Below are 14,720 nucleotides of genomic sequence, written 5' to 3' on the forward strand. Positions count from 1 at the left end.
CCCTGAGGAGCGATTCGTGTCTCTTGATTCTATTTGGATTTCGGGTGTAACGGGCAGTGGAAAGACCACCCGACTCATCCAGCAGTTTACCCAGGCAGCAGAGGCAAACTGGCAGCGAGACCGGACTCAGGCACGACAGACTGCGCTAGTCTTTGCGGCGATCGGCGATAATCGGCTCGATCTTGCTGATCGCATTGCCGCTGCGACACAGGGCAAATATCGATTTGACTCGGTGACGCCGTTGGGCTTTTTTCAGGACGAAGTACGGCTATTTTTTCCCCTGCTGGCAGAACAGCTTGGGCTGAAAACCTTATTTCCCTTGCGGCTGCGCCCGGAAACCGAGCAGGAATTAGCGACCCGCCTTTGGCAACCCAATTTAGCATCGGGTCGATTGCGCCAAACGGGAATGCGCGACTATGACCTTGTGCGTCGATCGCTTGACCTGCTTCAGCTTGCGGCGTTTAGCGGTACACCCCATGAAGACATTGCTTTTTTGCTGAAAGAAGGATTTGCCGAACAGGAAGGTTCTTTAGATTCACGAGATTCATGGGAGGCAATTGGCGAAGCGATCCAGCAGTGGTGGGATTGGTGTCTAGCCCGTGGACTGCTCACCTATGGAATTATCACCGAACTGTACTGGCGATGTCTGCTGCCCCACCCGATTTATCGGCAGCACTTAACCAGCCGCTACTATGCTGTGTTTGCCGATGACGTAGACGAATATCCAGCAGTCGCCCGCACCCTGTTTGAACTGCTGCTCGATCCTCCCGCAGAGGAAACGGCGAAGCATTGCGGCATTCCGGGAACCTTTACATTTAATCCTGAAGGCGGAATTCGCCTGGGATTGGGAGCCGATCCCCAGTATTTTGCAGAGCTTGCCCATCGCTGCCAGAACGAAACCCTATTTGCAGATGCCAATCGTTGCATTGGTGCAACCTGGGGACGGCCGGTGATGGAATGGGTGCGTGAACCTTTGTTGCTGCCGCAGTTGCCAGACTGCATTCGTACAATCCAAACGGCGGCGAGAGGACAGCTTTTGCGCCAAACTGCTGAAGAAATTGCGGCTGCAATTCATAAAGGCGAGGTTCGGCCCCAGGATGTTGCTGTAATCGCGCCTGGAGTAGACCCGATCGCCCGCTACACGCTACGCGAAATTCTCACCAGTCAGGGAATTCCCGTTGCCTCGCTCCACGACCAGCATCCGCTTGCCAGTTCGCCGCTGATTCAGGCATTGCTGACTCTGCTGGCACTGGTTTACCCCGGCTTAGGACGCTTGCTCAACCGGGAGTCGATCGCTGAAATGCTGGTGCTGTTAAGTCAAATTCCCAACTCTGTTTACACCGAGCCAATCAGCGCACTGGAAGTCGAAGCCCTGAGTCAGTCTGATTCGGGTAGCTCAACCACCTTTATGCCGCGAATTGATCCCGTTCGAGCTGGGCTGCTGACCGACCACTGCTTTGTGCCCGATTTCGATCGCCCCCATCTGCTTCCGGCAACCGTGCTGCCTCGCTGGGATCGGTTGGGCTTTCAGGCAACTCGCGCCTATGAAGATCTGGTGCAGTGGGTCGAGTCGCAAAAACAGCAGCAGCAGCAGCGTATGATTACGAGTCCCGTTGTGTTGCTCGATCGCGCCATTCAAAAATTCTTTTTTGGCGGCAGTCATTTGCCCTATGACCAGCTTGCCGCCCTGCGCGAACTGATGGAAACCGCTCAGCATTACTGGGAAGTGGTTACTCGCCTCCAGTCGTTCAACGCCTCAGAAGTCCCGGTGTCGCTCTCGGTGGGGCAATTCATTCAGCTTTTACGCGAAGGCACAATTACTGCAGACCCTTTTCCCTCTAGACCGATCGGCAAAGCCGCTCAAGCAGTCACGATCGCCACAATCTATCAATATCGAAACGATCGACGCTTTCATCGCTGGCAGTTCTGGCTTGATGCCGGCTCACCCTTCTGGTTATCAGGCGGGAGCGGACTGTTTGGTGCGCCCATTTTTCTAAGAAAGCGACTCGGAGCCTGGACAACCGCAGATGAGCTGGAAGCCAATGTGCAGCGACTTCAGCGACAGGTGTTTGATCTACTCCATCGGGCAACCAATCGGGTTTATCTCTGCCACAGTGAACTGGCAGCGAATGGACAAGAACAGGCAGGAAATTTGCTGACGCTGGTGAATGCTGCACTGCCTGTCACCGCAGGACAAATCCTTGAAAGACCGATCAATGCCTAAAAGCCTCGTAAGACTTAAGCATTTTAGGAAACTGAGCTTAAAATTGCCAGTTCCAACCCCAGATTAACGCTAATCCCGATCGTCAGACTAAGGTAAACCCAGACGGCTAAGAGCGATCCAGCGTGCTGACTGTCCCAACCAGAGGCGCAAAGCTGCTGCATGAGCCGTATCTTTTGGCTGGTTAAAGGACTGACAACCAGCGGCTTCACAATCCATTCCCCGATAGTGACCACAATGACAAAATAAAGCACCAGTCCAATCAGCCGCAGTCCATCCGCTAAGATTTCGCCAGAACCAATGCTGACCGGCGCGGATAGCGCTCCCAGCAAAGGCTTAGCTGCCTGGGCAATGAAAACACCCGTCAAAGCAGCATAGCCAAAAATTTGAGACAGACCCAACAGGGACGATCGCTTCATAAGGGCGATCCCTGCGCGATTAAATGCTGACTCAGCAAGGTAGGAGAAGACTCCGCCTGATGCTGATGAAGTGTAAACGCTGCCCAGGCCAGCTCGACAATACAAACTCGGCAAGCACTGGGAATTTGGGTAGGCAAAACAATCCAATAGTGCGGTGTACGTTTTGCCGCTTCAACCTGAAAGTGACGACTCATTGCGATACAATCCGGGAAGCCAGTAAAGTTAACGTTCCCGCTCCATCGCTGTTTGTCTCACATATAGATTAACTGTCTCTGAGACTTAATAATCTGAAACTTTTCTCGATCGCTCGATTAGTGCTGAAACTTTGCCGAAATTAAACTACTAAATTTCGCTCAACATAAGCGCGACCTGCCATCATCGCAGCATTGCTGGTTTCGTATTCTCTGCCATCGTTTAGCAGGGTCAGGTCTGGATCAATCACCCAGCACAAATAGCTATCCATTAGAGCCGATCGGCTCACGCCTACGATCCATCCGGGGTAGGCAGACATTTGTACGATCGATCCATCGCTCATGGCATTTGTTCTCCTTGGGTTGGTTCAGGTAATGTGCGGACTTGAAAATTAGGTTGATTGATAAAATTTGCAGAAATCTAATTTCCCTGCGCCTATCCTTTAACCTGGCTTGATTTTGACGGATCTGGAATTGAGCTTCCGTCTCTCTCAAGCCTCAAATCCATCTCATCCAGTCAATAGATATTACAATTGCATCCCAAATTAGGCATAGCCTCATCTTGCCCAAAATTACCCCTTACACTACCGTGGTTTCCCAAACAAGCTACTGAGAGAATAAGGAGGATTGAAAAGTTTGGAGTTGCCTCTTAAACCGCCTTTTCTGGAGAAATTGAACCCTCTGCTGCGGACTGCTTTAGCCTGCTTGAGGAAAACTTTTGGAAGTTTATTCTCGATCGAGATTAAGGCTGGGATGATGAGAGTGAATTTTTTCCTGGAACCTCGTCCCAGTTCGCTGAATCACTTTAAAGCTCGAAAATAAAGGCTTTCAAAACTATCTCTGGGCACTAATCCAATGACGAACGTATTTCAACAGCTTGAACAGCGATTTCATCAATTGGGCAAAGATCTGACCCCTGAAGTCGTTGAAACTGCCACTCAATCGCTTCAAGAATGGCTGGAACGCAATATCGATTGCCTTGCTGCCCGTAAACCAGGCGCAGAGTTTAACGGCACGATGATGCAGTGGTTCCACTGGTATCTGCCTTCAGATGGCACTCACTGGAACCAGCTTGCCGATCGCGCCCAGGAGCTTGCCCAGGCAGGAATAACCGCTATCTGGATGCCGCCCGCCTGCAAAGCAATGGAGGGAGAAAACGATGTAGGCTACGGCATTTATGACCTGTACGACCTGGGAGAATTTAACCAGAGCAAAAGCACCCGTACTAAGTACGGCACGAAAGACGAATACGTTGCTGCTGTGAAAGCAATTCAGCGAGCCGGAATGCAGGCTTATGCAGACGTAGTGTTTAACCACAAGATGGGCGCAGACTGCACGGAAGAGTTTGAAGTGGTGCCCTACGACCGGAGCGATCGCAACTGCCCGATCGACGGCGAGAGAACCATTCGCGGCTGGACAGAATTTAGCTTTCCCGGTCGGGGCGATAAGTATTCCTCAATGAAATGGCACTGGTGGCACTTTGACGCACTGGACTATGACGACGGCAATCCGGGCTACCGCGCTGTTTATCAGGTTAAGGGCAAAAGTTTTGATACCAAAGTCGATCTGCGCCAGGGCAACTATGACTATTTGATGGGCTGCGACCTGGATATGAATCATCCTGAGGTGCGGGGTGAGCTGAAATACTGGGGCGAGTGGCTGATGAACACTGTAGGACTGGACGGCTTCCGGCTGGATGCAATTAAACACATCAACGGCGATTTCTTTAGCGACTGGCTGGATCACCTAGAGCATTACGCAGAGAAAGATCTGTTTTGCGTCGGGGAATACTGGACAGAAGACTTCGGCTCCCTGAGCTGGTATATCGGCAACGCAGGCGGGAGGCTAAATTTATTTGATGTGCCGCTGCACTACAACTTTCATCGCGCCAGTCTATCGGGTGGAAACTACGATATGCGATCGATCCTGGACAACACGCTGATGAAGCACCTGCCCATGTTTGCCGTCACCCTAGTCGATAACCACGACACGCAGCCCTTACAAGCACTCGAATCTATAGTGGAATCCTGGTTTAAGCCACTTGCCTACGCGGTTATTCTGCTGCGGGCGGAAGGCTATCCCTGCATTTTTTATGCAGACTACTACGGCGCACATTACCGGGATAAAGGACGAGACGGCAACGAGCATGAAATTTGGCTGGACTCCCACCGCTGGCTGATCGATCGCTTTCTGTTTGCCCGTCAATATTTCGCCTACGGAGCGCAGTACGACTACTTCGATCACTGGGACATCATCGGCTGGACGCGACTCGGCTCTGAGCAGCACCCTGGTGCAATGGCAGTGATTATGAGCGACGGTCCCGACGGCAGCAAATGGATGGAAGTCGGCAAACCTAACACCACCTTTTACGACATCACCGAACATATCAAAGAACCCGTTCGCACAAACCAGGACGGCTGGGGCGAGTTTCGCTGTAACGGTGGATCGGTGTCCGTCTGGGTGGAGAGAGATCCTTTGTTGTCTTGTCTGACAGGATTACCGATCGAGATTCGGGTGGGTGAGTGAGCGGGTCAGGGGCTTCGGGTTCCTCGCGCCAATGCTCTGCGTTGGAATGCTCATTAGGCGGCTCTGCTACAGGATTAAATCAGCGGCAGAGCTGTATCTGGGAGATTATCCAGGCTGAACCTGGACACCAAAGTTAAAGTCCCATCTGTTTGCAGGACAAATTTCGCGAATCCAGATAATTAAAGGAGCCGTTGAGGAAGCGAATAGATTCCAGCGGCTCTGTTATTCGTCAACTTGTAAAGTGGATGACTAAACTATAGATTGACAGGATGAAAGTTAAGAGTGCAATAATCCATAATATCTGTAAAAAAGTTATATCAAAATCCTGGTTCTCAGCTTTTTTCTATCTATGAAGTAAGAGGATAAACTATTTTGACAAACCGCTGACAATACAGTGCTTGTCCATAGATGCACCACACCAATCTTTGATTGGATAAAGATACAGGCGACGAGTACAAGTACTGAGTGAATTGTAAAAAGAATATTGGCAATAGCAAGCCTTTTCGTTTCCTCTGCTATTCCATAGCCCAAAAAAATAATCAATGAGGGAATAAGAATAAACACAAAATCAAAAACGTAAGGCTCAAAAATGAACTCGTTGGAAATTTTCAATAACTGAGCTTGACGATCGAAGAAGCCATCAACATTAGATGCTTCAGCCACAATCATTCCACTATGCCAATATCGCCATAGCCAAAATAGGAGAAGGGTCAAGATACTAAGATTGGTAATAATAAGCAGAATAGAAAAGCGAGAAGACTTTCCAGGCAACGATTCAAACATACTCTTACTTTCTTTTCTAGTCTTGATAAAGAAGCATCAAAAGCTGTGAGCATCAAAATTTATAGTTTTGATTCTTTGAAATCTTTAAGGTCTGCTTGTGTGATTTCAGCGAATCAGGTTAACCGGAGAAAGAGCATTTGAGTCAATGCTTCTCTAATCCATTAGCTCTATTGTCAAAAGGCTAGTAGCTAAAAACGTTCAGCATAAACAATAGAAGACAGATAATTTGCATTACTGATAGAAAGGTTTTGTCAAAATCCTGATTCTCATTTTCTTGTTCACGCCTGGAGTTGCCCGACAAGCAAGTTATAACTGACGCTGAAACTAAGGCACTTCTCCAAATATGTAATACATCAATTTTTGATTGTATTAATACACAGGTAATGAATACTACAACAGAGTGAATAGAGAGAAAAGCATAGGCAATTGCAAGCTTTTTAGTAATAATTGACACTAAAGAACCTAGTCCCAAAAACGCAATGGCAAGAACAAGAAGAGAATCTAAAATATAAGGTTCAAAAACATACTTATTGAGAATTGAAAAGCTCACCCTGCGATTAAAGAAGCTATCAACATCAACACTCGCAATTAGTCCATCGTGCCAATACTGCCATAGCCAAAACGCGAGGAGAAGAAATATAGCGAGATTGGTAGAAATGATAAAAGCATAGAAGCGTGAATATGTTTTAGGCAAAGATTCAGACATACTCTCAGATCCTTTTCAGCTTCGATCAGCCCCAAAGAAATTGGGTAAAACGACTGTAACTCGGGCTTCACGAGCATCCATAGCACACTCATTGAGTAGTCTACCCAGGATCTAGAGGAAACTCATAAAAGCGTAGTGTCTCAAGTTCAGCAGTTCTTCGCTCCCCCTCTCCCTACTCTCCCTCTCGCCCATCCACCCCTCTACCCCTCAACTCCCACCTGCTGACACATCGACAGCAACGGGCATTTAGGACATTTCGGGGCATTCCCGGTACAAATGTGCTTGCCGAAGGGAACTAGCAGCGCATTAATCTCGATCCAGTATTGCTGGGGTAGTTTTGCTTCCAGGGCTGCCAGCGTTTTTTCGGGCGTGCGGCTTTGGACATAGCCCCAGCGATTGGTGACGCGATGCACATGGATATCGACGCTGATGTAGGGCTGCTCGCAGGCAATACCGAGGGCAAGATGGGCACACTTTGCCCCGATCCCTTTAAACGACAAAAAAACCTGCTCATCGCAGGGCAACTCACCGCCATATTCACGCACAATTCGATCGGCAATATCCCAAATTTGCTGCGCTTTTGCGTCGTGGTAGGTGCTTCTTTGAATCAGCCGATCGATTTCTGCCACGCTAAGCTGAACCATTTCCGCTGGAGTGCGAGCGCGATCGAACAGCCGTTTTGCGGTAGGCAAACTGACCTCGTCATAGGTGCGAATCGAGATGATACAGGAAATTAACTGCTCAAACGGCGAATTATAACCCTGTGCTGCCAACTCAAACATCGCAGCCTTAGGAAAGGAAGAGACTGCCTGCCGCAGGCGATCGATCACTTCGTCAATTTCAAACGGCTGCTTTTCAGTCACGATCGAGTCTTGCTACCGATGACTGTTACAGATTGCTGTTACAGATTACAGACTCACTATGAACTAAGCCTTGCGCCGGAACCGTCTCTGCTTGCGTCGGGCAATGGCTTTGCGCTTTTCTTTTTCGAGCGGTGTTTCAAAGTGGCGATTCTTCTTCATGTCGGCAAAAATATCGGCTCTAGACACCTGCCGCTTAAAGCGACGCAGGGCTGACTCGATTCCTTCGTTTTCGCCGACAATCACTTGAGTCATGCAATCCTCTCCTTGTTTTGATATAAATGTTTGTTCATGTTTTACCACAGAATAAAGAGCTTCCAGCAGAGCGAGGCAATCGTCTCAGCCTACTAGAAGCTCTTAACTTCAAACTATCAATTTTGGGGAATTTAAGGCTTAATAGCGACGATCGTTCCGTCCACCGCGATTGCCACCACCTCCTCCCCAACCGCCACCGCCACCTGCAGGGCGTTCTTCGCGAGGCTTCGCCTTATTGACTTTTAGATCGCGTCCCATCCACTCTGCGCCGTCAAGTGCATCGATCGCAGCCTGTTCTTCAGCGTCTGAAGACATTTCTACGAAACCAAAACCACGCATCCGACCTGTTTCCCGATCGACCGGAAGCTGAACTCGCTTTACCGTACCGTACTCAGCAAAAACAGTGGTGACGTCCTCTTCAGTAACCTGATAGGACAGGTTGCCAACATAGATTGACATAAACTACTCCATAGAACCAATGCAGAGAATCAAATAATCAGAGTGTTGTCCGTCAATCTTTATCCAATCTTGCACAAGCACAACTAACTACCGACTATCTCAAATCCCAAATCCTATAGTAGCCTGAGATGCCCGCTTCAAGTGAAATTTATTCGTAAACAAATGTATCTTTTGTGAGATAGAAGACGTAGCAGGGGAAACAGAAAGGAGAGCGATACGGGAGGAGAGGAATCATTCAGCAGAGAGCTGCCTTCCCCCATAAAAGCCTGAAAAAGCCTAAAGCGGAAAACCCTTAGGGAATTTAGCTCAAAGGTAGCCCTCATAACTACCCCTTGTTTAGGCCTGAGTTAGATGAGAGCAGGGCAGACGATTCGCGGTAAATCTGGGAATGGTTTAAATCTATTATCAATACTTTGTTTGTCTTAAAGGATTGTTTATAGGGATAGGGTCAGTCCTCGAGCAGGGCTAGGGAATGGGGAGGATGTTCGATGCTTGCAGGTCGTTTAATGCCCTAGCTATCGCTACCGATTTGTTATCACAACCAATGGCTATCACAACCAATTACTGAAGCAGGACGCTGAAAAACAGCATGACAAAAGCAATTTATCTTGCCAATCCCTATGGATTTTCCAAGCAACAGCGCGATCTACTGCTGCCGCCGATCGTTTCTGCTCTGGAGTCAATCGGTGTCGAGGTGTGGGAGCCGTTTAGCCGCAACAATCAGGTTGATTTTTCCCAGCCGGGATGGGCATATCAGGTGGCTCAGGCAGACCTGAAAGATGTGCAGCAGTGTGATGGCATTTTTGCAATCGTGAACGGAATGCCGCCGGATGAAGGGGTCATGGTCGAGCTAGGCATAGCGATCGCCCTTCAGAAAGCCATCTTTTTATTTCGAGATGATTTTCGCCGCTGCACGGATAGCGAACAGTATCCGCTGAACTTAATGGTGTTTGCCGGATTGCCGGAAGCCGATTGGCAGCGGTATTACTATACTTCGGTAGCGGAGATTAGTGCGCCGGAGAAGGCGTTGTATCAGTGGGTGAGGGGGGAGCGGTAAAGGGATGTTTTTACCAGGGGTTTCCGATGATTGTGAAGGCAGCCCAGTAGTAGGGATGGGAGAGGGAGCCGCTGAGGCTGTTGTCGCCTGGGGGGAGGGGGATGCTACCAATGCCGGGGATACCCTGGATTTGACCATTGGCGATCGTGACTTGTCCGCGTACCATTGCAATTTGCGCCTGGCGGAGGGCTTCGGCTTTGATGGGCGCGATCGTGAGGGCGTCGTAGAAGCGGGTCATCAGGGCAGCGGTGGCGGTGTCATTGACGAACCAGAGGCTTGCCACCGCAGATTTAACGCCTGTTTGCACAGCAAGTCCGGCAAAGCCGAGTTCAGCCTGTTCATTGCCCAGCGCGGTTCGACAGGCACTTAAGACCAGCATTTCCACGGGCGGATCGTTCCAGCGGAGCTGACGCACCTGATCCATTAGCAGTCGCTCGTCCCAGAACTGGATGTAGGAATTCGTAATGGGTCCGGGGACGAAGTCGGCATGAGTTGCCAGGTGAATAATGCCAAAGGGCTGGGTCTGGCGAACCTGCTTGAAATTTTCGATCGTGGCATCATTATTCAGCACAATTCTGCCGCCTTGCCAGAGCCGCAGTACCAGCGTTGAGAGTTCTGTGGGAACGACAGGGAGTGGGTTTTGTCCCTGAGTACTTTCTGAGATGCCCATTGCCAGCAGTTGCGCTCCTCGGACATCGACGTAACGGGTGTCGGTCAGGCTAAGGCTGGGCATTAAACCGACGCTGTACTGCTCGATTAAGAACTGTTGTCCGTCATGCAGTGCCGCAAAGGGAAGCGATCGCAGTCCCATATCGGGCAGAAACACGAGGTTGGTAATGCCCTGGGTTTTCAGCTCATCGGCAAGCGGCGTAATCAGCCATTGATAAAGCTGCTGAGCATCTGCCAGGTAGCTGGTGGTTTCTAGATTGCGCGGGTTGGTAATCTCACTGCGGAAGTCTTGGGCAAGTTTCAGCAGAGCCGATCGGGTTGCCTCGGGAACACGCCGCCGGATTAACCCTTGCGCGGTCACGACTACCAGATCAAGCTGATCGCTCTCTTCCGCCAATGGGTCGATCGCCAGTGGGTTTATGCCTTCTGGCACAAAAGAAATGTAGATAAATGCAGGCTGTTCGCCCGTTGCTTGCTGGATATCCTGCGCCAGCTCCTTTGCTTGATCCAGGGTAACGATCGGCTGAGGCGGCAGCCCTAAATAGTCCTCAAAGTCACTTGAATACTGCCGTTCTAGCCGGGGTAGATCAGTGTCGATCAAGGTTGGCGGCAGCGTTACCTGGGGAATAGGCTGGGTCAGTGGCGGAGTATCCACACGCGGATCAGCAGATGTTAGCGGTTCGGATGGGGATGGGGGCAGCGGGCTGGGGGATGGCCTGGGGTCAGGGGGGCGGGGATCGGGATCAGGATCAGGCGTGGGTCGAGGATCGGGATCAGGATCAGGCGTGGGTCGAGGATCGGGACCTGGTCTGGGTCGGGGACCGGGCGTGGGAGGATTACGAATCATGACTTGAACAGCGATCGGTGCAGAGCTAGATAGAGACGGCACACCGTTCGCCAGATCCACAGCAACGACTTCAAACACAGGCAAAATGGCAGGCACATCAAGCGGCGGCGTATAGACCAGCGTATCGGTCGGAGCCAGCAGGGTTCCCGGCAGAATGGGCACTCCGTTGAGTGTCAGGGTTCCTTCGAGTGGGAGGGAAGTTAGCCGCAGCAGTGTCACATCGCCGTTGGGGTCGGTGACTCCGGCGACAAAACTGCTGACTGGAATCGAGAGCGGCTCACCCACCAGCGTGGCTAGGGCAGTGGTTCCTGGCGTAATCGTGGGGGCGGCATTTACTGAAGCGATCGCAATCGCAGGTTCAGGATTGAGCGTGTTTCCGGCAGGTGCGACGGTATAGTTGCCTGAAGCGATCGTGCCTCCTGGTCCTGCAGTAAGGCTTCCGGCACTGCCGCTCAGGGTAGTCCCGGCGATTCCGGGTGTGCCGACGACAAACGGGCGGTTTTCAGCTCCGCCTGCAAACTGAATGGCGATCGTTCCCGGTACGCCGCCATCCAAGCCGCCGGTGACATCGATACTGGCTGCGATTCCCTCCTCGGTGGGCAAAGTGCCTGTAAGCTGCACTCGATCGCCTGCAATTGCGACATCCCCTGCTTCACCAGAAGGACTGGAAGCATCGATCGTCTCGACGGTGACATTGCCCTGCGAACTGGCGATCGTCACATCCCCTGCAAGCGCACCAAACCCTGCTGCGGTCGAAATTGCGCCTGTTGTAATGTCTCCGGTTGCGGTCAGCGTGACATCGCCTGAAGCTCCTACAAATTCACCAAACCCGCTCTGAGTGAGAATGTTGCCTGTAGCGATCGTGGCTCCAGAAATCGTCAGATCGCGTCCGTTGGTAAAAATGGTCGATGTGGGACTAAAGAATCCTCCTGTTCTGTCTCCGTCTGCATCGGCTGTAAAGCGAATCGAGCCGCCGGAACTAGGGACAAACGACAGGGTGGCGATCGAGGGAGAAACCGTGATGTTGTTGGTGGCTTCTAGAATGATATCGGCAGTCTGAGCCGTGAGCGTAGCTGCGTCGATCGTGATATCGCCTGCAAATTCGCCTGCCAAAATATCTGGCAAAGCGGTGTCCGTACCGGGAGTCGTGGGGGCTGTGTCAGAAATCAGAATATTGGTTGGGTCAAGCAGGAGTGTGCCTAGACGACCGTTTGCTGCACTTAGGTTGACCTGTCCGGCAAAGGTAAGCTGCCCCCGGCTCGATACTTCCGCAAAGCCCCCGTTTCCGCCCGTTGCGCCCCCCGTCGCGCTGATGTTGCCAAAGAATTGCGTCCCCTGCTCTGACCAAATGATGACCTGTCCTCCGTTGCCTGCTGCCGTTGCGGAGTTGGCATTTGCAGCCAGGCTAGAACTGGGATCAACATAAACAATCTGAGACTGGGGTAATGTACCTGTGCCTTGCAGGTTGCCGCCGACCCGGATTCTTCCACCTGTCGCGCTCGATGCATCCAAACTGGCATCCAGCAGGGCAATTCGATCGCCCACCACCGTAATTTCAGAACTTGCGGGTGTTCCTAACGTTGCTGCATTCAGGGTTCCAGAGACGATCGCCGTTCCGGGCTGTGTGGGAATCACTGTTCCCGACCCGCGAAGCTGCACCGTCCCGTCGGGCTGGACGATTAGATCGGTTGCGCTTTGAAGCTCTTCGCCACCGGTAAGCAGGGACGGCAGGGAAAGTGGACTGGTTGGAAGCGGGGCATCGGTAGCATTTGCTGAACTTTCAGTGGGCAGTTCCAGGCTGAGCAGCGATCCGGTTTGGCTAAGGCGCACTCGACGGGTTCCAGGTACGGCGGCGATCGTCAAATTTCCCCCTGGTGCAGCAATTTCGCCGGTGTTCACCACAGTTCCGCCCAGCAGCGTCAGAGATTGTCCCTCAGTAACCGTTAGATTGCCAGAGTTCACGATCGCCCCCGGCTGAGTCAGGGCAAAGTCAAACCCGATCGGCTCGCCTATCAGCGCGGCATAGTCAGGGCGACCAACGTTGCTCAGCCAACTGTTAGCAAAGCCAATTCCCGTTGCGGTTGTAGCCGTAAACGCTGCTGGAACATCGAGCCGTGCATTTCGCCCAAAAATAATCCCTGCCGGATTGATCAGATAGAGATTAGAATTACCGCCCGACACGCGTAAAATGCCGTCAATCAGCGAAGCATCGCCGCCCCGAATCCGAGCCAGAATATTACGAATCGCCGGATCAGACTGAAAGTTAGCAATCTGTTCTCGGCTCAGCCCAAACCGCTCAAAGCTGTGAAATAAATTTCTGCCGTCCCGCGATCGTCGTCCCCCCTCGATATCAAAACGATTGCCACGCTGCCGTACCTGCGTTCGAGTTCCATCATTTGCCGGAGCAATGCGCTGCGCCAGAACCGGAGAAGCAGTAAAGATTGCCAGCAGCACCAGCAGCAGCCGAAAAGCCGGGGGGCAGGAAGTCTTAGACATGGGGCATCAGGTCTAGTCAGAACAGCTCAGAAAAGCTTTGAAAAGCAACGATGATTGCCCAAACCACCTTTCTAGCCCTCTAATTTTGGGGAAACCGAGTTCTCCTTTGGCTTCTCAAAGTTCCCCGAAGTTGGGGGATTTAGGAGGCGATGTTGAACCTCGAACACTTCTCAGACAGCTTCTCCCTCTTACGTTACGTTAGGCGATCGGGTGATTCCGTACAAACGCGCAAAAAATTAATGCAGGACAGCTTCAGGATTTGATCCATTGGTTTTAGGGTGAGGTTCGCTAAAGTAATGCGTGATGTGAACGACCAACCTCACCCTTGACTGCCCTAACTCCCTTGACTGCCCCCAATCCGCCAACCTCCTGGCACGGACACCTTGAATTAGACTACGCCCAACGCGAGGAAAAGACGATTCTCGATCGCGTCTTTGTCCAGGCTCCTCTGAAAGTGCAGCGTCCTTTTTATCCTGAAGCCGGAACCTGTCATACCGTGATGCTGCATACGGCGGGAGGCATTGTGGGGGGCGATTGGCTCTCGCTGCAAATCAACCTTCAGCCCCAGACTCACGCCCTGCTTACCTCTGCGGCGGCTGCCAAAGTCTATCGCAGTAACGGTCAAGAGGCACAGCAAATCACGCACATCAAAATCGGCGCATCTGCCTGTCTGGAATGGTTTCCGCAGGAGACGATCGTGTTTGACGGGGCGCAGTATGCTCAGCAGCTCAAAGTCGAGCTAGAACCAGGCGCAATCTGGATGGGTTGGGACATTACCCGGTTAGGACGCAGTGCCCGAGGCGAACGGTTTAACGGAGGCTACTGGCGCTCGAAAACCGAAGTCTGGCAAAACGAGCGGCTGTTGTGGATTGACCCGCAAGGCATTCAGGGCGGACATGAGATGATGACGAGCCTGCACGGACTCGCCGGATACCCCGTGATCGGCAGCTTTGTGTTCATCGGACGCGAAGTTTCCCCCGATCGAGTTAAGGCGGCAAGAACTGCATGGTATCCCGAAGGCAAAGAACCCGAAGATTCTATTTCCCTGCATGAATCAGCCAATCAAGTCGGAGTGACTCGCCTCACCGCCGGATTGCTCTGCCGCTATCGCGGAAACTCTACTCTAGAAGCCAGAAAATGGTTTATGCGGGTCTGGGAACTGGTGCGGCAGGAGGAGTTGGGGCGATCGATTTGTGTGCCGAGGGTGTGGCAGATTTAGGGGGCAATGCAG

At 51.7% G+C, this 14,720-nt stretch carries 13 protein-coding genes; 4 read left to right on the forward strand and 9 right to left on the reverse strand.

Going from position 1 to position 14,720, the window contains the following annotated elements; genetic code table 11:
- Nucleotides 1–16: 16 nt before the first annotated feature.
- A complete protein-coding gene (locus NDA02_RS13070; RefSeq protein WP_348255078.1) occupies nucleotides 17–2,224 on the forward strand; it encodes a recombinase family protein in 2,208 nt (735 codons plus the stop codon).
- Nucleotides 2,225–2,247: 23 nt separating this feature from the next.
- Here the strand turns inward: NDA02_RS13070 and NDA02_RS13075 are convergent, their stop codons facing one another.
- The 3 genes from NDA02_RS13075 to NDA02_RS13085 form a co-directional block, all read right to left on the reverse strand.
- The gene (locus NDA02_RS13075; protein WP_348255080.1) at nucleotides 2,248–2,640 is read right to left on the reverse strand and encodes a hypothetical protein; all 393 of its coding nucleotides are present in this window, start codon (nucleotides 2,638–2,640) and stop codon (nucleotides 2,248–2,250) included.
- Nucleotides 2,637–2,834: a hypothetical protein gene (locus NDA02_RS13080; protein ID WP_190791317.1), complete on the reverse strand. Its 198-nt coding sequence runs from the start codon at nucleotides 2,832–2,834 to the stop codon at nucleotides 2,637–2,639. The genes NDA02_RS13075 and NDA02_RS13080 overlap by 4 nt, the downstream gene beginning before the upstream one ends.
- Before the next feature lie 140 nt (nucleotides 2,835–2,974).
- Complete coding sequence (locus NDA02_RS13085) at nucleotides 2,975–3,175, reverse strand: hypothetical protein (RefSeq protein WP_348255081.1); 201 nt, start codon at nucleotides 3,173–3,175, stop codon at nucleotides 2,975–2,977.
- 511 nt (nucleotides 3,176–3,686) lie between these two features.
- On the opposite strand from NDA02_RS13085, the gene NDA02_RS13090 reads away from it, so the two are divergent.
- Nucleotides 3,687–5,357 carry an alpha-amylase gene (locus NDA02_RS13090; protein WP_348255083.1) on the forward strand — a complete coding sequence of 557 codons (1,671 nt, stop codon included), beginning with the start codon at nucleotides 3,687–3,689 and terminating at the stop codon, nucleotides 5,355–5,357.
- A gap of 312 nt (nucleotides 5,358–5,669) precedes the next feature.
- On the opposite strand, the gene NDA02_RS13095 is transcribed toward NDA02_RS13090, so the two are convergent.
- The 5 genes from NDA02_RS13095 to NDA02_RS13115 form a co-directional block, all read right to left on the reverse strand.
- Nucleotides 5,670–6,020, reverse strand: coding sequence for a hypothetical protein (locus tag NDA02_RS13095; protein ID WP_190791314.1), 351 nt, complete (start codon nucleotides 6,018–6,020; stop codon nucleotides 5,670–5,672).
- A gap of 301 nt (nucleotides 6,021–6,321) precedes the next feature.
- Complete coding sequence (locus NDA02_RS13100) at nucleotides 6,322–6,846, reverse strand: hypothetical protein (RefSeq protein ID WP_190791313.1); 525 nt, start codon at nucleotides 6,844–6,846, stop codon at nucleotides 6,322–6,324.
- A gap of 200 nt (nucleotides 6,847–7,046) precedes the next feature.
- Nucleotides 7,047–7,709: an endonuclease III gene (gene nth, locus NDA02_RS13105; RefSeq protein ID WP_347277851.1), complete on the reverse strand. Its 663-nt coding sequence runs from the start codon at nucleotides 7,707–7,709 to the stop codon at nucleotides 7,047–7,049.
- Between the two features lie 63 nt (nucleotides 7,710–7,772).
- A complete protein-coding gene (gene rpsU, locus NDA02_RS13110) occupies nucleotides 7,773–7,961 on the reverse strand; it encodes a 30S ribosomal protein S21 (protein WP_190791312.1) in 189 nt (62 codons plus the stop codon).
- Between the two features lie 138 nt (nucleotides 7,962–8,099).
- Nucleotides 8,100–8,420 carry an RNA-binding protein gene (locus NDA02_RS13115; RefSeq protein ID WP_190791311.1) on the reverse strand — a complete coding sequence of 107 codons (321 nt, stop codon included), beginning with the start codon at nucleotides 8,418–8,420 and terminating at the stop codon, nucleotides 8,100–8,102.
- Between the two features lie 589 nt (nucleotides 8,421–9,009).
- Between NDA02_RS13115 and NDA02_RS13120 the strand changes: the two genes are divergently transcribed.
- Nucleotides 9,010–9,477, forward strand: coding sequence for a nucleoside 2-deoxyribosyltransferase (locus tag NDA02_RS13120; RefSeq protein WP_190791310.1), 468 nt, complete (start codon nucleotides 9,010–9,012; stop codon nucleotides 9,475–9,477).
- A gap of 10 nt (nucleotides 9,478–9,487) precedes the next feature.
- Here the strand turns inward: NDA02_RS13120 and NDA02_RS13125 are convergent, their stop codons facing one another.
- Complete coding sequence (locus tag NDA02_RS13125; protein ID WP_348255084.1) at nucleotides 9,488–13,489, reverse strand: CHAT domain-containing protein; 4,002 nt, start codon at nucleotides 13,487–13,489, stop codon at nucleotides 9,488–9,490.
- A 325-nt stretch (nucleotides 13,490–13,814) separates the two neighbouring features.
- Here NDA02_RS13125 and NDA02_RS13130 point away from each other — a divergent pair, with 325 nt between their 5' ends.
- A complete protein-coding gene (locus tag NDA02_RS13130; protein ID WP_242067168.1) occupies nucleotides 13,815–14,708 on the forward strand; it encodes an urease accessory protein UreD in 894 nt (297 codons plus the stop codon).
- The last annotated feature ends 12 nt before the right edge of the window (nucleotides 14,709–14,720 follow it).

It is taken from the genome of Leptolyngbya sp. ST-U4 (genome assembly GCF_039962215.1).
Classification (GTDB): Bacteria; Cyanobacteriota; Cyanobacteriia; order Elainellales; family Elainellaceae; genus Leptolyngbya_A.